This window comes from Flavobacterium alkalisoli, from assembly GCF_008000935.1.
GTDB classification, from domain to species: Bacteria; Bacteroidota; Bacteroidia; order Flavobacteriales; family Flavobacteriaceae; genus Flavobacterium; species Flavobacterium alkalisoli.
In genome coordinates, this window is the sequence record NZ_CP042831.1 from 585,625 (window position 1) to 608,075 (window position 22,451).

22 protein-coding genes, 1 tRNA gene and 1 pseudogene are annotated in these 22,451 nt (G+C 36.3%); 3 read left to right on the top strand and 21 right to left on the bottom strand.

The genetic code is table 11. The features are described from left to right. Positions 1–69 precede the first annotated feature (69 nt). The 3 genes from FUA48_RS02420 to FUA48_RS02430 are packed head-to-tail and all read right to left on the bottom strand — an operon-like array spanning position 70 to position 8,608. Positions 70–3,510: a DUF6443 domain-containing protein gene (locus tag FUA48_RS02420; protein WP_147581952.1), complete on the bottom strand. Its 3,441-nt coding sequence runs from the start codon at positions 3,508–3,510 to the stop codon at positions 70–72. A 23-nt stretch (positions 3,511–3,533) separates the two neighbouring features. After that, positions 3,534–6,992, bottom strand: coding sequence for an RHS repeat domain-containing protein (locus tag FUA48_RS02425; protein ID WP_147581953.1), 3,459 nt, complete (start codon positions 6,990–6,992; stop codon positions 3,534–3,536). A gap of 5 nt (positions 6,993–6,997) precedes the next feature. Next, positions 6,998–8,608: a T9SS type A sorting domain-containing protein gene (locus tag FUA48_RS02430; RefSeq protein ID WP_147581954.1), complete on the bottom strand. Its 1,611-nt coding sequence runs from the start codon at positions 8,606–8,608 to the stop codon at positions 6,998–7,000. 466 nt (positions 8,609–9,074) lie between these two features. Here FUA48_RS02430 and FUA48_RS02435 point away from each other — a divergent pair, with 466 nt between their 5' ends. Then, on the top strand, positions 9,075–9,281 hold the full coding sequence (locus FUA48_RS02435; protein WP_147581955.1) for a hypothetical protein: 207 nt from the start codon (positions 9,075–9,077) through the stop codon (positions 9,279–9,281). A gap of 219 nt (positions 9,282–9,500) precedes the next feature. On the opposite strand, the gene FUA48_RS02440 is transcribed toward FUA48_RS02435, so the two are convergent. The 14 genes and pseudogenes from FUA48_RS02440 to FUA48_RS02500 form a co-directional block, all read right to left on the bottom strand. Further along, positions 9,501–10,133: a LysE family translocator gene (locus FUA48_RS02440; protein ID WP_147581956.1), complete on the bottom strand. Its 633-nt coding sequence runs from the start codon at positions 10,131–10,133 to the stop codon at positions 9,501–9,503. 23 nt (positions 10,134–10,156) lie between these two features. Next, positions 10,157–10,531 (bottom strand): SRPBCC family protein, encoded by a 375-nt coding sequence (locus FUA48_RS02445; protein ID WP_205729427.1) that lies wholly within the window; start codon positions 10,529–10,531, stop codon positions 10,157–10,159. Between the two features lie 114 nt (positions 10,532–10,645). Further along, entirely contained in the window at positions 10,646–11,272 is a 627-nt protein-coding gene (locus FUA48_RS02450; protein WP_147581958.1) for an FMN-dependent NADH-azoreductase, read from the bottom strand. A 146-nt stretch (positions 11,273–11,418) separates the two neighbouring features. Beyond that, positions 11,419–11,799, bottom strand: coding sequence for a nuclear transport factor 2 family protein (locus tag FUA48_RS02455; protein WP_147581959.1), 381 nt, complete (start codon positions 11,797–11,799; stop codon positions 11,419–11,421). 12 nt (positions 11,800–11,811) lie between these two features. Continuing rightward, the gene (locus FUA48_RS02460; protein WP_147581960.1) at positions 11,812–12,411 is read right to left on the bottom strand and encodes a hypothetical protein; all 600 of its coding nucleotides are present in this window, start codon (positions 12,409–12,411) and stop codon (positions 11,812–11,814) included. 79 nt (positions 12,412–12,490) lie between these two features. Beyond that, positions 12,491–12,718: a DUF2798 domain-containing protein gene (locus tag FUA48_RS18660; RefSeq protein WP_147581961.1), complete on the bottom strand. Its 228-nt coding sequence runs from the start codon at positions 12,716–12,718 to the stop codon at positions 12,491–12,493. Between the two features lie 21 nt (positions 12,719–12,739). Continuing rightward, a complete protein-coding gene (locus tag FUA48_RS02470; protein WP_240732528.1) occupies positions 12,740–13,414 on the bottom strand; it encodes a hypothetical protein in 675 nt (224 codons plus the stop codon). Between the two features lie 10 nt (positions 13,415–13,424). Continuing rightward, a complete protein-coding gene (locus FUA48_RS02475; protein ID WP_147581962.1) occupies positions 13,425–13,784 on the bottom strand; it encodes a nuclear transport factor 2 family protein in 360 nt (119 codons plus the stop codon). A 51-nt stretch (positions 13,785–13,835) separates the two neighbouring features. Next, complete coding sequence (locus FUA48_RS02480; RefSeq protein ID WP_147581963.1) at positions 13,836–14,198, bottom strand: hypothetical protein; 363 nt, start codon at positions 14,196–14,198, stop codon at positions 13,836–13,838. 62 nt (positions 14,199–14,260) lie between these two features. Beyond that, entirely contained in the window at positions 14,261–15,076 is an 816-nt protein-coding gene (locus FUA48_RS02485) for a sigma-70 family RNA polymerase sigma factor (RefSeq protein WP_168196928.1), read from the bottom strand. Between the two features lie 214 nt (positions 15,077–15,290). Next, a complete protein-coding gene (locus FUA48_RS02490; RefSeq protein WP_147581965.1) occupies positions 15,291–16,001 on the bottom strand; it encodes a HesA/MoeB/ThiF family protein in 711 nt (236 codons plus the stop codon). 2 nt (positions 16,002–16,003) lie between these two features. Then, positions 16,004–16,096: pseudogene (locus tag FUA48_RS18685) on the bottom strand (DUF7737 domain-containing protein); the annotation flags it as partial. Positions 16,097–16,218: 122 nt separating this feature from the next. Next, complete coding sequence (locus FUA48_RS02495) at positions 16,219–16,881, bottom strand: peroxiredoxin-like family protein (protein WP_147581966.1); 663 nt, start codon at positions 16,879–16,881, stop codon at positions 16,219–16,221. A gap of 287 nt (positions 16,882–17,168) precedes the next feature. After that, positions 17,169–17,918 carry an SDR family oxidoreductase gene (locus FUA48_RS02500; RefSeq protein WP_147581967.1) on the bottom strand — a complete coding sequence of 250 codons (750 nt, stop codon included), beginning with the start codon at positions 17,916–17,918 and terminating at the stop codon, positions 17,169–17,171. Between the two features lie 115 nt (positions 17,919–18,033). Between FUA48_RS02500 and FUA48_RS02505 the strand changes: the two genes are divergently transcribed. Then, positions 18,034–18,396: a winged helix-turn-helix transcriptional regulator gene (locus FUA48_RS02505; protein ID WP_147581968.1), complete on the top strand. Its 363-nt coding sequence runs from the start codon at positions 18,034–18,036 to the stop codon at positions 18,394–18,396. 334 nt (positions 18,397–18,730) lie between these two features. On the opposite strand, the gene FUA48_RS02510 is transcribed toward FUA48_RS02505, so the two are convergent. The 4 genes from FUA48_RS02510 to FUA48_RS02525 all read right to left on the bottom strand — a co-directional run bounded on the left by FUA48_RS02510 (position 18,731) and on the right by FUA48_RS02525 (position 21,859). Further along, a tRNA-Ser gene (locus tag FUA48_RS02510) sits at positions 18,731–18,818 on the bottom strand. A 47-nt stretch (positions 18,819–18,865) separates the two neighbouring features. Beyond that, positions 18,866–19,897, bottom strand: a complete 1,032-nt coding sequence (locus FUA48_RS02515; protein ID WP_147581969.1) for an asparaginase — start codon at positions 19,895–19,897, stop codon at positions 18,866–18,868. Further along, the gene (locus FUA48_RS02520) at positions 19,887–21,023 is read right to left on the bottom strand and encodes a 1-acyl-sn-glycerol-3-phosphate acyltransferase (RefSeq protein WP_147581970.1); all 1,137 of its coding nucleotides are present in this window, start codon (positions 21,021–21,023) and stop codon (positions 19,887–19,889) included. The genes FUA48_RS02515 and FUA48_RS02520 overlap by 11 nt, the downstream gene beginning before the upstream one ends. A 68-nt stretch (positions 21,024–21,091) precedes the next feature. Further along, the gene (locus FUA48_RS02525) at positions 21,092–21,859 is read right to left on the bottom strand and encodes a TatD family hydrolase (protein WP_147584945.1); all 768 of its coding nucleotides are present in this window, start codon (positions 21,857–21,859) and stop codon (positions 21,092–21,094) included. Between the two features lie 95 nt (positions 21,860–21,954). Here FUA48_RS02525 and FUA48_RS02530 point away from each other — a divergent pair, with 95 nt between their 5' ends. Beyond that, complete coding sequence (locus tag FUA48_RS02530; RefSeq protein WP_147581971.1) at positions 21,955–22,398, top strand: retropepsin-like aspartic protease; 444 nt, start codon at positions 21,955–21,957, stop codon at positions 22,396–22,398. The last annotated feature ends 53 nt before the right edge of the window (positions 22,399–22,451 follow it).

Genomic DNA, 22,451 nt, shown 5'->3' on the forward strand with positions numbered 1-22,451 from the left:
CGTTAAAATTAAATATCTTATTGTTTTTAATAGCATATTTTATTTTTTTAAACGTTAAATTTTGAATTCTTAAGGTACAGGAATTAAATTTCTGGCAGGAACCAACCTTGTTGTTTCTGATACTATAAAATATAATAGAAGAGCCGTTCCTGATAAACCAGTAGCTTCTCCCACTCTATCATAAAATGAACTGTCTGGGTTTGGCACAGGCACAGTATATTGCACAGGTTTACTAACAGGGTCGGGTAGAGCCTCTCTTCCTTTACCTTTTGGAACAGGAAAGACTAAAAAAGCATCACCTGATTCAAGGGTATTATATAGTCTTTGTAAATCTTGCCCTTGTTTATTATTCTCTTCTCTTGGAACATAAGTCACAGCAGCTCCTAAACCTCCTTCAATTGTTGAAGCAAAAGGGTATTCATCTCTTTGCATACCTGATGGAGGGGAAGGAAGAACTTTTGTTGCATGATACCTTCTCCTAGCTTTAGCTTTTTTGTCAGAGTCATAATGTAATACAGATGGTTTTCCTTGCATAAAAGCGTTTAAAGTATGTCTATAAATATTTGGTGTCTCTCCTTCGGTAACAAAATGTACACCTTTAAATTTTTCTTTCTTATTTAATTGATTCTTTATTATGTTGTAAGCAATCCCAGCATGTATTCCTGTGAACTGAACACCTCCTTTAATATTAATTATATCTCTTCCATCTGGGTCTTTAAAACTTATAGGATTATTAATACAGTAATTATAAGGTGAAAAAGATACATATTTTTCAGCAAGCGGGTCAAGATTCATCCATCTCCCTATTGCAGGGTCATAATTCCTTGCTCCATAATCGTACATGTTAAGCCCCAACTCGTCTTGCAGCTCCTTACCGTTGTACTTATACTTATTCTTATTGGTTTCTAAATCATTGTAGCCATTATGCCTTAACCCAAAAGGATAATAGTGACTTTCTTCGATTTTCGTAATTGATGTTATGCCTCCTCTACCCGCTGCTCCATAATATTTCATCCTTACATTACCCAGATGATCGGTATAATTATAGATATATTTATATGTACTTGTACCGGAGGAAAGAGTATGCTCAATATAACCTTCTGCCGTAGGGAAACTCTCTAAAACCACATTTTTATATTGAAAACCAGAAAGATAATCGGTAGTGGTTATAGTTGTACCATCAGTTACTGTTTTTTTAAGCTTAACACCATCAGCATCATAAAGGTAATTTATTTTTTTTGAAGTATCGTTATTAAACATAATTTCAACAGGAAGGTAGTTTGTATTATAAATAATAGAAGTTATTCCTTTATTGGCATCGGTTAAAAGATTTCCAAAACTATCATATGTATATTCATCGGTTACATTGGCACCATCCTTAAAGCCCTGTGTGCTGTTTGTGACATCAGTTATTTTGCGAAGCCTGTTTGTGCCACTATAGTAGGTATAAGTGTTATTATCTATTTGTATGGCACCCGTTGAGGTATCAACACCGCCAAACCTGTCTAAATGCAAGATATTACCATTTTTATCATACGTAATACTTTCATTATAGGCATTGGTAGTTGGAACAGCTAGATTTGGCCTTTGATAAACAGCTTCTTCAAGTCGGTTTAAATCATCATAACGATAACTGTATTCTCTTAAAACATTGTCGGTATTTGTTCTCCAGTATATCTCTGAGATGTTACCGTTGTAAAGAGGTTTAAAGTTGGAATTAGGGGCATTTTCAACCTGGTCATAATTTATCTTTAAAGCAAATAAATCAGTTGGCTGAAGTAAATTACCAATCAGATTATCAACGTTATTTATGGCTTTTAACCATCCCCTTACATTGTAATCATAATTTATAATCTGTGAAGAAACGCCTGCATAATCTCCAACTTCTTTTTTATTCAAACGTCCCAGCTTATCATAGCTGTTTCTGACCAATCTAGTTTCTGTTCCACTGTTTATCTTATGTGTATGGGTATACAGTCTATCCTGGTCGGTATAAGTAAAATCTTCTCTTACGGTTAACTCTGTATCTCCAGTTACCCTTTTATGACGTGTGTAAGTCGAGATGGGAGTTCCGTCATAATCCAGCTGGGTATCCGTTTGTGTATAGCCACCTAAATAATTGTTTGTTCGGGAAAGTATTGGCCTTCCTTTCTCATCATAATATATATAAGTTATAGATCCGGAGGTGTCAGCAGCGCCAACTAATGCCCTGGTCCAGCTACCGGTAGGTAATGATTTTACCTTTAAAGTAACCGCCTGATTTTCCACAACCATACCCTGTGTTGGGGCAACAGCACCATTCCAGGTATAATTATCATAATAATTTACTTTTAGTAGTTTAAGGCCCGGATAAGATATCATTTGCGGGCTTAGCCTGTAATCTATTGCTATATTATCTACCATCCCCGCTCCTCTTTCAGCTTTATGAAAATAAGTGTCGTACGTCGCCTGAAGATTTTTTCTTATTGTGCTGCTAAAACCGGATTGCGGAAACCAAGCTATAATTGCCGGCCTGTCATGAGATGTATAAATAGTATAATTCCATCCCGTTTGGGTTTCATCACCTCCAAAAGGCGATAAGGCAGGACCTGTGGCTACAACCCTATCTCCCGGATCATACACAATATATTCCCAGGCTTTTCCAGGTAATTTTTTTTCAACAAGCCTGTTTCTTTTATCATATCTGTACTGATATCCTAAGTTTGTTAAATAAGTAAATGAACCGTTCATTAATGGAGGCAATACATAACTAAGGTTACCATATTGGTCGTAAACATAATAGGTGTCATGAGCGGTACCTCCTTCATAATTCCTTTTAAGCACAAGCTGCCCCTTCATATTTGTAAACTCGACCGTAGTGTTATTGTTACCCGCTGTCCAGTTTTCATCTTTTGTAACTGTTTTATAAAGCTGGTTGGCAGGATAAGTACTGCTTGAAGTGTAAGTGGTAGTGTAAATCTGATATGTTGAACTCCATATGGCGGTAGCATATAGGTATTTTACAGCATCTGTAGAAGTGTTTAATGAATACACCATTTTTACTGTATGATCGGTATCACTATCGGGGTCTGCCAGCCAGGTTGTTCCCGGCGCACCTTTTTCAACCGGCCTGTTTAAAGGAGAATGATCATATATTGTTTCACTATATGGGTTTGATGTGTTTTCAAATTCTGTGGTTTGATAAAAACTAATAACATTTGATAGCGCAGTAGGGTCAAAGTCCATTGCGGAATTGGCAGACTCATATGGCAGGTATTCTTTAGCCGTCCTTCCGTAAGGATCATATTCCATATGGGTAATGAGGTCTTTCCCGGTTCCTGACATTTTATGGGCAACCTGTTGAATAGGTCTTCCAATACCATCATAGTAAGTTACTTCAACCCTTGCTTTAGTGGCATCACTGGTTGTTGTTTCCTCTTTATATGTTAGCTTTTTAATATAATTTTGACCTTGAGTTTGTGAAAAGGCAATCAAGGGCAATAATAAAAATATATATATAAGTTTTTTCATTTTATTTCTTTAATGCTGCTTTATTAAAAAATACCTCTGTATTTATATTCGTATTCAGAAATAATTTTACCTGTTTCGTCATTAACCTTTGTAAGCCTTCCTAAAATATCATAAGTATATTTAAGTTTATAGCCTCTTGGATCTACGGTCTCAATTACTCCTTTCACAGGGTCGGTTAAAAAAGTACTTATCTGTATTTCTTCAGTTAAATAACTGTTTTGTAAGTCCTGTAAAGCATTTCTCAAAGCAGATTCAGTACTAGCATTTTCAACAGCGTCTCTTTTATCAGGATTTATTAAACTATAAGCTATACCATTAATTTTCGCAACAGGTAAAGTGTGATTATAAGCCCATATATAGCTAATATGGCCAGAATTAGAACTGTTGTATTTAAATACGTCCTGAATATTGTTTTTTGGCCCGTAAGATGTATAAATTATACGGTCTTCGCCAATTGTAGCAGAACCGTTTTTAAGTGTTTCGACTTCACTTAAAAGAACCTGATTGCTAGAAAAATCTTTGTACTTGTTTATAACTCTTTGCAGAACAGAACCATTTTTATAACTGGTAATTGTAATGGGTTTATTTATGATATTCAGTACAACCATTTTATTGATTGCAGATACATCTGATGAATCAAAAAGGGAGCTGGTGTAACCTCCTACAGGATATTCGTAAACCGTTTTATACTCATTAAGGACAGATCCCTCGTTAATTGTATAAGCCTCAGAAGCTATCTGGTAATTCTCCGGATTGTAAGTATAAGTTGTTGTTTTAGTAATACCATTGCTACTACCGTCAGGATAATAAGTAGTTGTACTTTTTTTTAACTCTGCTCTTCCCGGTCTGATCTGTTGACTGCTTAATATAAAAGGAGCAACTTCAGTACAGTTATCATAAGTAAAGCAGGGGCTATATATACCTGGTTCAGAACTCGATTGACATATCATAGGGTACTCAGGAAATATGTTAACATAATTTACATATTTATCATAAAAAACTTTATGCTTGCACTCAAGAGCAATAAGGTCGAAACTTTTTATATTTTCCCCTTCAATATAATCATAATCAGTATCTTTATCGATAATTGTTTGCTCAACAAGTTTCGCTAAATTGTTTTCAACTGCATAAACTGATTTTTTAACCAGTAAACCTCTTTTATAATCTAAATTGGGGGGAGATAGATAAGGGTATTCAAATGTTTTCTCAGGACTTGGAAAATCTTTTGCAGTAGTATATTCGTATTCTGTATAACCATGAGCTGGTAAGTTACCCGTTATAAGATCAGTTTCAGCCTCATAAACCCGCACTTTTCCATAGCTTACATAACCTCCTTTTGTTAGCTGAACATTAGGTTCTTTAGTCCTTACATGATATTTAATATTGTAAAAATTTACAGTTGAATTTGAGGTGTTGGTATATAGGTATCGAGGATCAGAATCATAATAGTCCTTATACATACTACCCATTTTTGCATCAACAGCTCCTGATGATTCCCAGAAGTTAAAGTGAAATACATCATCACTTTCATAAAAATCGTAATCATACACAATTTTCTTTTTTACTGTCTCTCCTGTATCTTGCGGATCTTCAAAAGTAATACTCCCTATTCTTGTACCGCCACCCAATAGGTAACTGCAATAACTACCACTGTTAATAGGCTTTTGTGTTGCATAGGTAATATTAACTGTTAAATTTTGAGTTTGGTATGGAGCTGTAATTTGGCTTATAAAAGGAGCAACGGAAACTGTATAAGTACCTGCGGGAAGAGTAATTTTACCAGGTAAGTAAGCAAGGGCTATATTTTCTGAATTACTACCATTACTAAGGTAAACATAAAAATATTCTGAATTTGAAGTAGCACTAACATTAATCTCCTGTTCATGTGTAAGTGTAATTGTACCTCCAGAGACAGAGCCTTGTTGAGTTGCCTGAAAATAATTGGAATAATATTGAGGATTTAAATTTAACGGATTTGAACTATAATCAAAAATTTTGTCTGCACCCTCATAAGTAAATGTATTTGGCTCATAATAGAATTTTTTCACTCCTCCTGTGGGATAAGTAATTTTATTTAAAATCCCATATTCGTATGCTCTCTTAAAATAAATATTATCTCCGTAACTATAATCAGCATTAGTAAAGCCCCAAACATTAGGTTCATCTCCATAAGCCCCAACATTGTTCCTTTGGTAATATTCAAAGCTATAATTTTGGGTATTGTCAACATTTACATTCATTAACCAGAGCCTGTTACTCAGGTTTTCATAATTTAAATAGAATGTACGTTTTACGGTCGATCCCTGTTTTAATTGAATTTTATCAAGATAGAACCCTCCGTTTTCTATATGACTCCCCTGAGCTGTTGGTATAAATACCAACTTAGTATTATCCTGAAAAATAACTTCTTTAAGCTTTTGTGTGTTAGTTGTAACTGTCATTATTTTATTTATCTGCCTAGGTCTAAAATAATTAGTTACGTTTGTAACGTTCTGTAAGTGAAAATTATACATAGTAGCATAATCAGGTTTAAGCTCATTGATAGTTACTGACCAAGGAGTTGTATATATTTCGTTACTTTGATTATATGTAAAAGATGCAAGTGTTGTGCTTGTCATATCGTCTCTAGTAGTTGAAATTTTTGTCAGGTGCCACGCAGATACTGTTTCTTCAGGTACTGGAGGCTGAGGCATATCAAAGCCAAAGTTTTTTTGAGAAATCAGAGTTGTCTGAACTGCGGTTTGACTTGTTTCACATGCCAGTTCTGGATTAGTAGAGTTCCCAAATTCATAACAAATACCATTAGCATCAGTTATTGCAAACTTGAAAATTTCATTTGTATTACCATTTCCATTAACATCATTTAAATCAAAATAAATGTCTATTTTAAGTTTCTGGTCTTGACTTAAAAGTATGGGTTGTCTTGTTTGTGGGTTTATAGTGAAGCGACCGCTCATACCCATAAATGAAAACTGATACAAGTCAGGCTGCGTATCATAAACATGCTGAGATGTTCCATTAACTCTCCAGTTAAACTCACTTTTTTCCTGATCTGTTAAAGTTTCATAGTTCCAAAAATCCGAATTGTAATAAACCCCTTTTATTTTATAACTACCGTTTCCGTCAGGGCCTTTATCTAATTCATCTGCTCCTCCCCTTATTGTTCGTGAAATAACTCCACCTGCAATTAAAGACCAGTTGGTTCCGGTCCAACCGGAATGCTCACTCACCCTAACGCCTAAGGAACTATATTTTAGTGCCAGAGAGAAGCTTAGTTCACTATTTAATGGTTTGGAATATAGCGGCAAAGATATATCAGGCTGACCTGTATGTAAATCAACGGGAACTTCTTCAAAATGCATTAAAGCAGCAACTGTTGGAGAAGGCGGCACAACATCCGGCAGTGTAACCGCTTGTGTTATGTCTTGAGAATATGTGGCAAATGTTATTAGTATTATTATTGCCGAGTATAATTTTTTCATTTTGTTTAATTATTTTTTCCTTTCATTACTTTAACCGATTCGATTCCTGTATCGGTACTCACTTCAACAATGTATATTCCTTCCGGATAATTTTGCATTTCCAGTGGAATCGTTCTGTTGTTGACTGTAAAACTCTGAAGTTGTCTGCCTGCAAGATCATATACCCGGCATGTACCTGTATTAAAGTCGAAACCAACTATTATATTGGTGTATTGCACTGCAGGATTAGGAATTGCTTCAATCTTAAGTCTGTTATTCTCTTCGCGTTTGTCTTTGTCTTTAAACTTAACAACCCAAAAATCGTGACTGCCATTGCCACTATTCTTATCACGTGAAATAGCCCCATCTGAAGTCCCAGCCATTATATACCCGCCATCACGTGTTTCAATGAGTTTTTGTAATACGTCTTCTCCCTTGCTACCGATAGCTTTTTTCCATAACTCCTCACCGTCAGAAGATACTTTAATTGCTACATAGTCATTAATTTCTTTTTTATCTGATTTTTTCAACCCAAACACTTCGCTTTTTGCATGGCCTCCTAATAGATAGGTACCATCTTTATTTTCAAGTAATGATAGTAGAATATCCGTTTTTCCTATGTCATATGTTTCCTGCCATAAAATATCTCCTTCCTGATCAATTTTAATAAGCCATATATCCGTTCCTTTTTTATTGGATTTATTTTTATTTCCAGTGCTCGAAGAAGCTGAATAGCCACCTAAGAGGTAACCGTCATCTTTAATAGGTAGTATACAGGATAAATGGTCATCATCATCGCCTCCAAACACTTTTTCCCATTCTGTATTCCCATCTACATCAAGTTTAAGAACCCAATAATCACCTTCTCCTTTACTTTCTTCTCCTTTATCCCTCGAAGAGGGTGAATTAGAATATCCTCCTACGATATATCCTCCATCTTTTGTTTCGCTGATAGTCTCAATAATATCCAGATAATCACCACCAAGAGTCCTTTGCCACTTGATATTACCTTTTTTATCCAATTTAAAAATCCAATAATCAAGGCCACCAATACATTCCTGCGATTTACCATAAGAATCTGAACCGCCTTTTTTTATTTTAAGACTCATGTCTGATGTAGATGAAGCCCCAACAATATACCCGCCATCTGAAGTTTGGGAAATGCATTTTACCAAATCCTGATTATTACCACCATAGGTTTTTTGCCATTCTTCACCTCCTTTGGCATTAAGCTTTATAATCCAGATATCTTCCCTGCCCCGACATGAATCTTTTTTATGTTCTGAAATTCCTGAAGTGGATGTTCCTGCCAAAATAAAGCCTCCGTCATTTGTGTTTTTAATACTATAAAGAATGTCGGTTCCTTCTCCGCCAAAGTCTTTTTGCCAGTCGAGTTCCCCATTTTCATTCATTTTCCACAACCAGTAGTCCAAATCCCCATGATTGTCTTTTTCCTTATTACCTCCTTTTAGGGATAAGGAGCTTCCTGCTAAAATAAATCCGTAATCAGCTGTTGGCTGGACGTCAAGTAAATAATCTGCCTGCTTTCCTCCATAAGACCTGTCCCATAAGACATCCTGTGCCTGTAAGGTATAATTGCCTAAGAGCAGTAAGCACAAAACCATCATTTTTTTCATTAAATATTTTGTTAAAATTTGATGCAAAATTATCTTTTCCAAAAGGGATTGTTAAATCAAAAAATAACTAATTTAAATTTTAACATTCCTCAAATAATCACACAAACGGATGTTTATATGTTAAATATTAAATAATTTATACAGAATAACAATTCTTATATTTTTAAGTTTTAAACAAATATCAACTCATGTAAGCAGAATTTTAATGGTTATTAAAAGAGTAAAGAATTGTCTATGTTTTAGTCACATAAGTTTTGGGTGGTAGTAGGTGCTTTACTGATGAAAGTATATCTCATGTCAACTATGAGTGTCAAAGATGCCGCAAGAATCAGCCCCCTAGTGAAATAAATTCTAACTTTTTAGTGGAGGATTTGAAAAGTTTCGACAATTTGTTTTCAGAACAAATTCTTAATTACGGAACTCACAAATAAAGTTTTTTACCTTATTTCTTAAATAAGATATATCTTTGTTTAAGAAATTTATACTAACCTTAGTCGCAAGACAAAAACAATCAAAGACCATTAATGTAAGCCGAAGGAAGCTCATGGCATTGTCACACATTAAAACACTTCCTTCTTACCATAAGTACTTAAAAGAACTTCAGGAATTAAGGATTATCAAGTATACGCCTTCCTATCATCCGGGATATAAAAGTGAAGTAGAGCTCCTTTGAAATTTCACAAATCTTTATGTTTACAAAACCCTTGTTAATCTGGTGTTAATAGCAAAATCAAATCAGCTAAAAGAAAAGTTATTTCCTATTTAAGCTATCGACAAAGGTAAGGTGTTGTCAACTCAATAATATTTATTCGCTAAAAGCCCAGGCAATTGCTTAGGCTTTTTTTAATACTTAAACAACTACCCTAATCGTTCAGAGAACAGTTACCCTTGGTCATTTTGATTTTGTCAGCAGCATTTTAACTGCCAGCCCGGTTAAAACGGAGGCCATAAACCATTTTTGTACCCTTAACCAAATGGGTTTATCCGCAAACCATTTTGCCATTTTTGCAGCTGAAATTACAATCAGAAAGTTTATGGCAAAACTTATTAGGGTCTGAACGATTCCAAGCTGAAAGCTCTGACTTAAAACTGAACCATTTTCGGGTTTTATGAACTGCGGAAAAAATGAGAGATAAAACAGTGCCATTTTGGGATTGAGAACATTCGTCATAAGTCCAATATTAAATAGCTTGAAAGGCCTGTCTTTTTTGAGTTTTTTATTGGCATAAAAAACTTTATTTCCGGACGTTATGGAAGTATATGCCAGAAATAAAAGATAGCCAACACCCAGAAACTTTACCACCACAAAGGCATAAGGGATGGCAAAAAATATAGCCGTAAGTCCATAAGAAACCATAAGGATATGGAAAAAGAAACCACACAGCACCCCGAATAAAGAAATAATTCCTGCCTTTTTCCCTTGCGATAATGACCTCGAGATCAGATAAATCATATTGGGCCCGGGTGAAAGAACCATTAGGAGTGCTGCTACGCCAAATAATAATAAATCATGGATTGGTATCATAATAGTAGTACATCAGTATTGATTTAAAGCTTACCTTCCAGTAAATCTTTTAACTTTTTTAAATCTTTCTCCACCAATTTAGAATCTTCCATAAATTTTTCATCACTCCTATCAGGTAACTGATAAACAGTAAAGAGCAGTTCACTTCCGTTATGATTTTGAAATACCCTCATCGGGTTATAAACTTCAATTCCTGAGGGTAAAATAACCGTATGATCTAAAATACCGAAAATGTTCTTTTCTACGAATTTCACTTTTACCAACCCCATAGGCGATTCAGATATCCAATAGTCTGCTTCTTTTCTTATCGAAGCACTCAACCCACTTGCCCAGCTTGGCAAATTCTTAGGATTTGAAATATATTCGTAAACCAGGTTTACCGGCTGATCTATAGTCACGCTAAGATTTATTGCCCGATAAGTACTATATTTTTCATTTTATATGTTTTAAACTGATTGTTTATATTTTAATTTAACGCTTAACTCTTCTTTTTATAGATAGTTCTGACTGCCTTATTTTACATTCAGAATTCTGTCGTATATCTCCTGTTGCGATTTTACAAATAATTCTCCTCCGTACTCTTCATTATCGAGTGAAATGATCTCTATATCGCATACGCCCAAAATAGTAAAAATAGTTTGCAGGTAATTGGTCTGGAAGTTCATGTGTGCATTGTGTTCTCCTTCAGCATAGCCATTATCTCCTCTGCTTGACAAAATGAACAGTTTTTTATTTTCCAATAATCCTACATAATCTCCATCAGGTTCTCCTGATCTGAATTTCCATGTTTCGTTTATCCGCATGATATGATCTATATATGATTTTAAACCGCTAGGGATAGACCAGTTATACATCGGTACACCGATGATGTAGATATCTGCTTCCTTTAATTCTTTTATAAGTACATTGCTAAGTTCTAAAGGTTTCTGATTTTCTTCCGTCCTGTTCTCCACTTTGGTAAAGCTCGCCCCAATCCATTCATTGGTTATATGCGGAATGGGAGTTAAACCCACTTCACGATAGCTGTAGGTGTCTTCAGGATTTTTTTTTGACCAGGTTTCTACAAATAATTTCGTAAGTGCCCTACTGTTTGAATTTTCGGCCCTTGTACTTGAATTGATTACTAATATTTTTCGCATTTATTTTAGTTTAAATTCATTTTCTTGTTTTTACACACTTATCTAAAGCTGTACTATTAACTACACTTTACAGCTGTTTGAATTCATTTCTTCCGGAGGAAAGAAAAAGCTACATCGCACTTATTGCATTGTGTGCTGACACTATTTTACGCTAATTGCATAAAACTGGCACCAATCACTTTTAATTTGTCTTCAATACGTTGCCAAACCCTAAAATATCTAAACTTTCCCTCTAATGGTGTTCCCATCATTTTCCCTTTTGCGGTCATCGTTACAATTGAAAGGGCGGTATTGCCTGTAATTTTAATCTCGTTTATTTCAATGGAAGCCTCTTCTATAACTACAGTCTTCGATTTATAGGAGTCTAAATCCATTTTCTTGGTTATAATTTCTCCTGTCGGCGCAACTGCAATGAGGCCATCTTGCAAAAGTTGGTCAAGTATGTCCGCATTACCTGCAAGCTGGGCCCTAAAAAGTGTGTTTTCCACCTCAATGATCTCCGCTCTTTGAATCTTCATTTTATCCATACTTTAATGGTTTTATTGTTTCCAGTTAAGGCTTCCGTTACTATTGAACATTTGGATAGAGGGGTTTCCTAAGCTGTCAACCTGTAAAATAATTCTGGGTATTTCGTTGGCATCATTCATAATCAAAGCGGCATTTCCATTTTCAGTAATCAGATTAATCCTGTTGGTATTATGCCCAGGTTTGCCTGAGAGATCTTTGTCATTGATAACCAAGCCTGCCTTAAAATAATTGTCATTTTTATTGTCCTGAACCAACAGGCCGACTGCATCTGCGTTTTGGTAATCAAACGATAGTGCATTGAGATTGGTGGTTTCATTATCCGTAATGGCCAAACCTCCTCTCTCATCCCCATTTTTATCATAGAAAATAAGACCTGCCGGTCTGACTGCCCTTTGGTAAATTGTACCATTTATTATCGGAGGCGGAATATTATCCATATTAGAAATAACGATTCTGTTTTTTCCTGTTTTGTCTTTAATGTTAATCCGCTCCGCGTCCATAAATCCACTCCTGTCATTCAGCAGCATAAAGCTTAAAGCCGACAAGAGTATGACGTTAAATACAAGAAGTGTAAAAAACAGAATTTTAAAAGTTTTTGATGTTGTCTGCATAATTTTGGTTTCTCTTTAATTTAATTGATGATGAATGTTGTTTCTAATCCGTTTTGAAGCAACCATTTAGTTCAATGTATCATTTGGCTTTTATTTTTTTCATGAATTTGCTTGCTAGTGGTACAATGATTAAGGTTGCAGGATAACTAATGCAGAGGCTTATTGCGGTAGACTTTACCCAATGCTGCAAAAAATAGTTGTGAAAGCCTTCCGTAATTGCCGTATTGCCAAAAGCCATTACAACAGTCATGAAGAAGGCAACCAGAAAGTTGAAAATGTAAAACTCATATTTTTGAAAAAATCTCATATAAATTGGTAGTTCATCTTTTTAGTTAAACATGTTGACGGATAAGAACGCGCCGTAGTTTTCTTTCGTAATTTTTTCCGGACCAAACGCATCCCAATTAGACCCCAAACCAAAACTGAGGTCCCTATAACTTAGCCCGGCTCTTAGCATAAGATAGCTTCTGGCATGCCTCCCATCCGAAATGGTTTGATCGTACAGTCCCTGCGCTCTGGAATAAACCCTCCATACATCATTGATTGCGGGCTTGTATTCCACCATGGCAAAGCCTTCAATAATACTGCCTTCATCAAAACCGATCAATCGGGGGCTTACCATAAATACAAGTATTTCGGACACCTTTGCATACATCAATGCCGTTGTAGGGCGCAATCCGGTTACCGGGGTATAATGAACTCCTCCAAAGACACTTACTCCTTTCAGCACATCAAACTTTAGGTTTACCTGATTCATGGCATCCTGAGATAACTTTTCACTCCATTTCGATGAAATATTGGTAACACTAAAGAATCCTAATCGGGAAATATCACGGAATTCTTTATTTATAATCATTTGCGATGCATAACCATTATTGCCTGCCAACACCTCCATTATTACAGGAGAACCTTGTTTTTGCTCAACGGGGGCTGTTTGAGCGCTTAAAATAACAGGGGAGATCAACAAAGTGACAAATGCAGACTGCTTAAATAGCTTTTCCATTAATTCTGTTTTAGTTTTTCATCTCAATTTGAGGGATGTTAGTGATGACCTGCCATTGACCATTCTCAAGTACACAGATTATTGTCGATCTGAATAGTAATTGTGCGCTTTCCAGTACTGTCTCTGACATGGCAATATTTCCCATTTGATGAATACTTTCATATTTTATTGTCCGAGGGTGACCACCGAATTTTTTAGTTTTAACCAAATCAATGTATTGTTCTTTTGAGAAGATAAAAATCCCGGACTTTTCAAAGAATCCCTCCTGAATATTTTGATAGTTCGGGTGCAGTATCTGGTCAAGGAGTATTGTATCGTTTTTATCGCCGCCTTTTACGAAGGTTTCGATGGCTTTTTTAATTTCTTCCATGTGTTGTTGTATTTAAAATGTTTATTACTCTTTGTTTCCGTATTGCACCTTTTAGGAGGTACCATCAATTAAAAAACAGTTGGTGTTTTTAATACTGAGTTGTGAAATCAAACTGGCTTTCAGGGAAGATGGCAGGCAGGAGCTAGTTGGTTTGGTGATAAGAATTTCATCATACAGATGTAATCCTTTAATTAAGATATCAGACTGTTCTGATAAATCAGACGAATTAGGATGGTCATAAAAACCTTCTACCGGTTTATGACTGGGATGCCGGATTAGACTTTTGGCAAGATCCTGTTCAATGAATTTTGCGTCAGGGCCACATTTCTTCTTTTCTTTAACAAAATCCACTGCTTTTTGCGGCAGATAATTTTCTTTACGCAAGCTGCTATTAATTCTTGGCAATGTGTTCATCTTATTTACTTTCTTATAAGACAAAATCACATTGTGAAACGTGACAATAAACTAATCAATAATTAAAAAGGCATGAGTTTCTCCGGGTCAACTACTGAAAAAATATTTATGATTCTTCCTTTTTGATTTAATTCAAATATCTGGCAATTCATCAACTGTGAACCTTCGTAGAACAGTAATGCAGGTTGATGATTAATCGTGTCGATCTTTATATCAAACCCTTTTTGATAATACTCAAAAACATATGTTATAAGTTTCAACGTTTCTTCTATACCCGAAGTTAATTGTGCTACCACATTTATTTTTGTTCCACCGTCTGCAAGAACACGTACTTCCTCAGAAAGCATTTGTTCTAAGGTTTTAACGTCGCCCGTACGAATTGCAGTTATATATTTCTCCAGATAACCTGTCTCCTTTGCAGAGATTATAGCAAGTTTAGGTCTGTTTTGTTTTAGTTTCTTTTTGGCTCTTGTTAGTAGTTGTCTTGAATTCTCCACAGAAAGAGCCAGAACATTTGCAATTTCTTCATGATTATAATCAAATGTTTCTTTTAGTAGAAAAACAGCCCTTTCTTTAGTATTTAATACATCCAGCAAAACAAGCATCGAATAGCTGAGAATCTCTTCAATCTCAATTTTACTCTCTCCGTGATTGTTTATAATTGGTTCGGGAAGGGAAATTCTGTGGCTTCTTTCCCGGTCGCTTTTCTTTTTTAAGTTTATCGCCTGGTTAATAACCGATTTTATTAAATAGGCATTCTGATTCGAAATTGAAGTGGTTTCTATTTCATTAAATTTTATCAAAACATCCTGAATCACATCCTGGCTGTCAGCAATATTCCCCAAGATGTTATAAGCATAAGGAAATAAATTTTTCATTAGTATTTTCAAATCTTCCATTACAACATTTTTCAGATAGACAATCCTATAAGGAAAAACGTGACATGACTACTCAACCTTTTTTCTTTACAGCCTTTTATAATGATTTAGAGTATTTCTGAATCAATAGAACATTCGTTAGAACATGTTCAAATTATGTAATTGTAAAACATTAGCTCATCTTCAATGGTTCTAACTTACTTGACATAAATAGCTAATTTTCTGTTTTTTTCAAACGCAAAATGCGTGAGGTATTACTGAGCCCCTCATAACAAAAAATTGCCCCGTCCAGATTGGACTGTATCCCCAGGATTATTTTTATAACCTCACTAGCTTGCTGGCATCCTATTATTCCACATATCGTACTGATTATTCCTGAGACACTGCAATTGTTTTGTGATTCAAAAATTAGATCTGATTCGCTAAAAACATCATTTAAACCTATCCGGGATTTACCGTGCAAAACTGTTACATAACCTTCCCATCCCCTCACTGCCCCGTAGAGCAGGCTTTTACTTAAAATCTTGCAGGTTTTGTCCAGCAACAGTCGTGTATCTACATTATCGGTGCAGTCACAAATTAAATCATAATCTCCGATAATACCAGTAGCATTTTCTGATGTTAGTTCAACCTGGTGGCAAATAATTTTTATTTCAGGATTTTGGTTTCTAAGTCTGGCCGACAATACTTCAGTCTTACGCTTACCTATATCTTCAGGGGTGAAAGCAAACTGACGGTGAAGGTTTGTTTGCTGAATAATATCAAAATCGACCAATCCCAGCGTGCCTATTCCCATAGCGGCAAGATATGTCGCAACCGGGGTACCCAGACCACCTGTCCCCACGATAAGAATCTTTGCCTTACTCAGCCTGGCTTGCCCACCGACACCAAATTCACTCACCAGATTTTGCTGTAGATATCTCATCACTATCTGTTTATCTGCGATGTAATAGTGCTGTCTGTGATCTTGTCATCTGCTGCAAGTAAAAAGGCCTTCGATAATATTACTGAAAGGCCGCTATCACCTTCAAAATGCCATACTTACATTCGTATGAGTTGACTTGAAAACAATATAATTATATGTAAAAAATATAAATAAAAAATGGTAGTTGAACTCCAATTTTGGAAGCCGCTAATAAATCTTATCTATATTTTAAATGGTTTATGATTTCAGAAACTTCTACACGATTTCTGTAATCGCCACCTATAGATTTTGCAAAAGAAACGGTTAAGTCTTTTTCAATAACAAAAACTGCAGGAATTGGTAACTCTCTTGAGTCGTCAGAATAGTGGGAGTTAAAATCTAATCCGAGTTCATTCATTGTATTTAATGGTTCATCTGCATTTCTAAAAACGGTTGTAAATTTTCTTGCTACAATATTTCCATTGTCGCTTAACACCTCGAAATTAAGTTCATTTTTCTCTTTTATATTTAATGACTCATCAGGAGTTTGTGGAGAGATGGCAACTAATTCTGCTCCTAAATCGTGAATTTGGTCCAAGTATTTTTGGTAATAAGCTAACTGTAAATTGCAGTACGGACACCAAGAGCCTCGGTAGAATGTTAGCACAACCTTTCCTTTTTCAAGTAATTCTGATAGCGTTATCATATTACCCGTTGCATTAACAAGTGAAAAGTCCGGCGCTTTGTCACCTGCTTGTAGCTTTACAATGGACTTGTGGTTCTGTTGAAGGTTCTCGGCATCCTTATCAAATATTGAAAGTGTTTCTTTGGGAAGCATCGCCGCTAAATCATCACGCAAGTCTTGTAAGTTTTCTTTATAGGTTTTTTTTCCTGTATTCATTTTAATTTATTTAAGTTAAGGTAAAATTGATAAGGCAAAGTGCGGTGATTTGCCAGCTTTTAAAATGAAATAGATTAAGATTATCTTGAATCTATGACAATACCCAATGAATAAACTTGTAACCAAACTCTCCTTTTAAATTAATTTAAGTTTCTTAGCCAACTTAAAAACAATTTGACGAATAGACTGGCTCAAATCATTTATCTCATTACTATTGCGGTTACAAGCTTATACCTGGAGTTATTAAATATTTATCTCTTTTAAAGCGAATAAATTAGGTGTCCCGCTTAGAGCTGTGACCAGCCACCATCCATAACTATTTCTGCTCCTAAAACGAAAGAAGAATCATCGCTTGCCAAAAATAAATATCCCTTAGCCATCTCTTCTGCGGTGCCAACACGTTTTACAGGCACCCCGCTTGCCAATTCTTCGCGTAACCCCTTTATTTGCTCTGGAGACAGCCCCAGTCTTTCATGTATAGGTGTTTCTACGTGACCGGGAGACAATACATTTACCCTTATTTTACGACTTAAAAGGTCTGCTGAAAAGTTGCGGGCTAATGCTCGCACCGCTGCTTTACTCGCCGAATAAACAGATGCATTTTCAACCCCAACTTCAGCGGCAGCAGAACCGGTAATTACTATTGAAGCCCCATCATTTAAATACGGCAACGCTTTCTTTACAGTAAAAAATGTACCCTTAAAATTTATGTCGACAATTTCATCAAAAAGCTCCTCAGAAAAATCTCCGAGCGGTGCTCCTTTAAATATGCCCGCATTTACAACTAAGACATCAATCTTACCCATTTTAGTTTCAACTTGTTGGTATGCGTGGTCCAAAGAAGAAAGATTGAGCACATCAGCTTTAATAGCCAATGTATCGCTTCCTATTTTACTGGCAGAATCTTTCAGCGTATTCTCATCTCGGCCGGTAATTGCCACCTTTGCACCTTCACTTACAAAAAGCTCAGCGGTTGCTAAGCCAATACCACTATTACCGCCTGTAATTAGTGCTACTTTATTATTTAGTTTTCCCATTTATATAATTTTTAATTTTAAAAGAAGACAAAACTATCCCAAGATTATTCTACACACAAAAAGTTTGGTACATACAATTTGGTTCGTATTTTAGCCGAAATAATAAATAGTGATTATGAGAAAGTTAAATTCGACTAATTTTTTAAATGAGCAGGCCCTTGCAGAACATTGCGGAGTTACATATGCTATGACTCTTTTAACCGGACGATGGAAGATTAATATCCTATGGATGCTTAAAATAGGTGTAAATCGATACGGTTTAATGAAAAGGGAAATTGCCGGTATTTCAGAAAAAATGCTTACCCAGCGCCTGAAAGAACTTGAAGATGATGGCTTGATAGTAAAAAAAGACTATAAAACTGTACCTCCGAAGGTAGAATATAGTTTAAGTGAAGCGGGTGAAATATTATCACCTATTTTAGGCCAATTATCAGACTGGGGGGATAAAATAAGACCAATTTTGAAGGAAAACAACTAGTCCTGCACAAGTCATCTTTAATAGTTGTTGTTGCTATATCATGGTAGTAGCAGTCTTCTGAATCCTCTTTAGGAATCCCGTCAAAGGTAATCCCTAAATAAACATACTTCTCATTTTTCTTTGTGGATTTCTTCAAAAAGAAGATTAATCCAAGACTGCTTTCTAACATAATTCAACAAGTTAACCTTGTTTTTGTGGCAGTTTTTTATCCACTTTTTTCAAATTTTAAGCAATGTCCAAAAATAAAAAAAACCTGCAAATTATTGATTATGCAGGTTTTACGTCGTTTTTTGAAAAATTAGCTTTACTTTAAAAGCTAAAAATTCCATTTTAGCAGAGAGGAAGGGATTCGAACCCTCGATGCCCTTTTGGAGCATACACACTTTCCAGGCGTGCGCCTTCGACCACTCGGCCACCTCTCTAAATTATTGAGGCTGCAAAAATAGCACTAAATAGCAGATATCAAAAATTATTGCGACAATTCTCCGCAAAGGGAGGTTTCAAAAGCCGTTTTAAAATCGGCAGGAGTAACTTTCTTACCCAAAAGGTACATCAGTTTTGTAATAGCGGCTTCAGTAGTAATATCGGCTCCCGATATAACACCTATCTCCTTAAGCTGTGTACTGGTTTCATAATGCCCCATGTTAACACTACCTCCCGAACACTGTGTTACATTAACCACATGAAGGCCTTTGTCTATGGCTTCCTTAAGTATATTGATAAACCAGTCTTCCGTTGGCGCATTACCCGAACCATAGGTTTCCAATACTACACCTTTAAGTCCGGCGATATTAAGAATGGAAGAAAGTACCCTTTCGCTTATACCCGGGAACATTTTTATGATAACCACATTATCATCTAGCTCATAATGCACACTAAGATATTTACCGGAGTCTGCCCTAAGCAGCAGCTCTTTATTAAGCTTTAAATGCACCCCCGATTCTGCCAGTGCAGGATAGTTAGGCGACGTAAAGGCATTAAAATGCTCGGCACTTATTTTTGTGGTTCGGTTACCCCTGTAAAGCTTGTATTCAAAATACAGGCAAACTTCCCTTACCCCGGGATGGTTATTATGCCTTAAAGAAGCGATTTGGATAGCCGTAATAAGGTTTTCTTTGGCATCTGTACGCAAATCACCTATCGGTAGTTGCGAGCCCGTAAACACCACAGGTTTATTTAAACCTTCCAGCATAAAGCTTAACGCTGAAGCGGAGTAAGACATGGTATCTGACCCGTGAAGGATTACAAAGCCGTCAAAATCTTCATAATGCTCTTCTATCATCTTTGCCATTACAGCCCATTGGGCAGGATCCATGTTAGAAGAGTCTATAGGAGTATCAAAAGACACCGTTTCTATATTACAGTCAAGCTGCTTAAGCTCGGGTATTCTTTGTAATAGTTTCTTAAAGTTGAATGCCTTTAGTACACCGGTATCAAAATCCTTTACCATACCAATGGTACCCCCGGTATATATAAGCAGGATAGTAGGTTTAGATTGCATTTTGGTATTTCATTTTGTTAACCACCGGATTGGCATACATGGCCAGGAATCCGTCCCTTAAAACTTTGTTCTCGTTATCAATTCGCATTTCAAGGCGTCTTTCAAAAAGTAGCTTTTCCTTTTCGGTATAGTGCTTGGAAAAACGTGTGGTATCATGCAACAGGTCGTAAGCTATAAAGTTGGTAGGCCACAGCTTGTAGGTAGTAAGTATAGAATCGTCTATTACCTGCGCCAGTGCCTGTATCTGCTTGTTCTGATTATCAAATTCGGCAGCTATCTCATCCAACTCGTTTGTAAGTATATCGCCTACATGTATGTGTATCCTTTTTTTCTGCCCCATAATACCGCTTAACAGCGTCATGAAATCTTCATTTTTCTCTTTAATGTAAATTTCATCGTTAGCCTTAGCCATAAGCTGCGGCATTTTTAGTGCATCGGTAGGGTCATACTCATAAGAAATGGAAACCGGCACTATTTTAAGCTTTTTAAAATAAACCATCAGGTTTTCCTCGTCAGATGCCATAGCAAGCATTTTTAAAACCCCCTGCTGGGTGGCATCATCACCGTCTTTTGTACGTCCTTCACGCTGTGCTATCCAAACCGAACGGTTTTCACGCGTAAGCAGCTGGCAAATGTATTCAGACATCAGCTTAGAGCTTTGCAGCAGTTCCCTTGGCGACAGGCCACGCTGTACCAAAAAGTTACGGTTAAGCCTTGAAAGAACGTGTAAAAATGCTTTTTGTACCAGATTATCACCTATGGCAGAGGCAGTCATTACCAGTCCATGGTCATAAAGTGATACATTAATTAGTGAGGTATCTAAGATAATATCCCTGTGGTTTGAAATAAAAAGATACGGAGTATGCGGTTCCAGTTTTTCGAACCCCGAAGTGGTAAGGCCTTCTGAGCTTTTTTCCAGAACTTTTTGTACTGCCTGATAGATAAAGTTTATCTGAAAATCTCTTTTTGAGTGGGTCTTCAACAGTTGATCAACCCAAACAGACTCTTCTACATCAGGAAAGGTAAAGCTCATAAGCGCTTTCATCATTGGGTGATGTACTACGCTTTTAATGGCGTCATTCACCTCTGTATCATAAAAAGGCCTGATATGGTCAAATTTCGACATGTACTTCTCTAGGGTTAAAACAATTCACAAATGAACAAAAAATTTATCAATTTTAAGGGAATTCTTTGTTAAATCCCGAAAAGATTTACAGCATTTTGTGTTGTAATTTGGGCTATTTCCTCTACCGGAAGGTTATAAATCAATGCCAGTTTTTGAGCCACCAAAAGCGTATAGCTACTCTCATTCCTTTTCCCCCTGTGCGGTACAGGTGCCAGATAAGGCGAATCGGTTTCCAGTACTATATGTTCTAAAGGTATCTCGTTTAAGAACTGGTCTATCTTACCGTTCTTAAAGGTTGCCACACCACCAATACCAAGTTTCATGTTGTATGATATTGCTTTTTGTGCCTGCTCAAAATCACCCGTAAAGCAGTGGAATATCCCAAATAAGTCATCTCCCTTTTCACTTTCAAGCACTTCAAAAACCTCATCAAAAGCATCCCTGCAATGTATGTTAATAGGCAGGTTGTATTGTTTTGCCAACTGTATCTGATGCTTAAAGGCGTATTGCTGTTGTTTTAGGGTAGACTTGTCCCAGTATAAATCGATGCCTATCTCACCCACAGCGGCAAACTTACGTTTGGCAAGTTCGCGTTCTACATGTGCCAGCTCCTCTTCATAATTCTCCTTCACATAAGTGGGGTGAAGCCCCATCATCAGGAAAACATTCTCCGGATACTTAGCCTCCAGTTCATACATCGCCTGAGTATATGATGAATCTATTGACGGAACAAACAACCGTTTCACTCCGGCATCAAAAGCCCTTTGCATCATCTGGTCGCGGTCATCACTAAACTCTTCACTGTATAAATGGGTATGTGTATCTGTAAGTATCATCATTAATAGTTTGGGTTGCAAAATTACAAAGCCTTAGCGTTTTTACCTTAATAATATCATATTTTAAAGTATTTTTGGGATGCAATCAAAAAAACATGGAGAATATACACCTCACATTAAAAGAAAAAGGCTACAAACGCATAAAATTTAAAATATCTAAAACGCAGCACCTACTGGTAAAAGGAAAAATAAACGGTGTTGAAGGAAGTTTTATATTAGATACCGGCGCTTCTAACAGCTGCGTGGATTTTAAGGACATAGAACGTTTTGAACTTTTCGCCAAAGATTCCGACACAAAAGCAGCCGGTGCCGGCGGTACAGGGATGATTACCCAAACATCGGTAAAAAACACACTAAAGCTTGGCCGGTGGACCGATAAGAATTTCGGCCTGGTAATTTTTGACATGTCTCATGTAAACGAAGCCTTAAGACAATACAAAGCAAAGCCCGTACAGGGTATTTTAGGCGCCGATATTTTAATGAAAGGCAAAGCAATAATTGATTATTACAACCATTGTGTTTACTTAAAATCAAAATAATACAGCCTTAATAAACTTAAAATCATTACCTTACATGATATTAATTTATTGTT

What these genes read in the sequence shown, in the direction of transcription:
- FUA48_RS02420 (WP_147581952.1), bottom strand. Translation starts at nt 3,510, where the DNA reads ATGAAAAAACTTATATATATATTTTTATTATTGCCCTTGATTGCCTTT.
- FUA48_RS02425 (WP_147581953.1), bottom strand. Translation starts at nt 6,992, where the DNA reads ATGAAAAAATTATACTCGGCAATAATAATACTAATAACATTTGCCACA.
- FUA48_RS02430 (WP_147581954.1), bottom strand. Translation starts at nt 8,608, where the DNA reads ATGAAAAAAATGATGGTTTTGTGCTTACTGCTCTTAGGCAATTATACC.
- FUA48_RS02440 (WP_147581956.1), bottom strand. Translation starts at nt 10,133, where the DNA reads ATGATACCAATCCATGATTTATTATTATTTGGCGTAGCAGCACTCCTA.
- FUA48_RS02450 (WP_147581958.1), bottom strand. Translation starts at nt 11,272, where the DNA reads ATGCGAAAAATATTAGTAATCAATTCAAGTACAAGGGCCGAAAATTCA.
- FUA48_RS02455 (WP_147581959.1), bottom strand. Translation starts at nt 11,799, where the DNA reads ATGGATAAAATGAAGATTCAAAGAGCGGAGATCATTGAGGTGGAAAAC.
- FUA48_RS02460 (WP_147581960.1), bottom strand. Translation starts at nt 12,411, where the DNA reads ATGCAGACAACATCAAAAACTTTTAAAATTCTGTTTTTTACACTTCTT.
- FUA48_RS18660 (WP_147581961.1), bottom strand. Translation starts at nt 12,718, where the DNA reads ATGAGATTTTTTCAAAAATATGAGTTTTACATTTTCAACTTTCTGGTT.
- FUA48_RS02470 (WP_240732528.1), bottom strand. Translation starts at nt 13,414, where the DNA reads ATGGAAAAGCTATTTAAGCAGTCTGCATTTGTCACTTTGTTGATCTCC.
- FUA48_RS02475 (WP_147581962.1), bottom strand. Translation starts at nt 13,784, where the DNA reads ATGGAAGAAATTAAAAAAGCCATCGAAACCTTCGTAAAAGGCGGCGAT.
- FUA48_RS02480 (WP_147581963.1), bottom strand. Translation starts at nt 14,198, where the DNA reads ATGAACACATTGCCAAGAATTAATAGCAGCTTGCGTAAAGAAAATTAT.
- FUA48_RS02485 (WP_168196928.1), bottom strand. Translation starts at nt 15,076, where the DNA reads ATGAAAAATTTATTTCCTTATGCTTATAACATCTTGGGGAATATTGCT.
- FUA48_RS02490 (WP_147581965.1), bottom strand. Translation starts at nt 16,001, where the DNA reads ATGAGATATCTACAGCAAAATCTGGTGAGTGAATTTGGTGTCGGTGGG.
- FUA48_RS02495 (WP_147581966.1), bottom strand. Translation starts at nt 16,881, where the DNA reads ATGAATACAGGAAAAAAAACCTATAAAGAAAACTTACAAGACTTGCGT.
- FUA48_RS02500 (WP_147581967.1), bottom strand. Translation starts at nt 17,918, where the DNA reads ATGGGAAAACTAAATAATAAAGTAGCACTAATTACAGGCGGTAATAGT.
- FUA48_RS02505 (WP_147581968.1), top strand. Translation starts at nt 18,034, where the DNA reads ATGAGAAAGTTAAATTCGACTAATTTTTTAAATGAGCAGGCCCTTGCA.
- FUA48_RS02515 (WP_147581969.1), bottom strand. Translation starts at nt 19,897, where the DNA reads ATGCAATCTAAACCTACTATCCTGCTTATATATACCGGGGGTACCATT.
- FUA48_RS02520 (WP_147581970.1), bottom strand. Translation starts at nt 21,023, where the DNA reads ATGTCGAAATTTGACCATATCAGGCCTTTTTATGATACAGAGGTGAAT.
- FUA48_RS02525 (WP_147584945.1), bottom strand. Translation starts at nt 21,859, where the DNA reads ATGATACTTACAGATACACATACCCATTTATACAGTGAAGAGTTTAGT.
- FUA48_RS02530 (WP_147581971.1), top strand. Translation starts at nt 21,955, where the DNA reads ATGGAGAATATACACCTCACATTAAAAGAAAAAGGCTACAAACGCATA.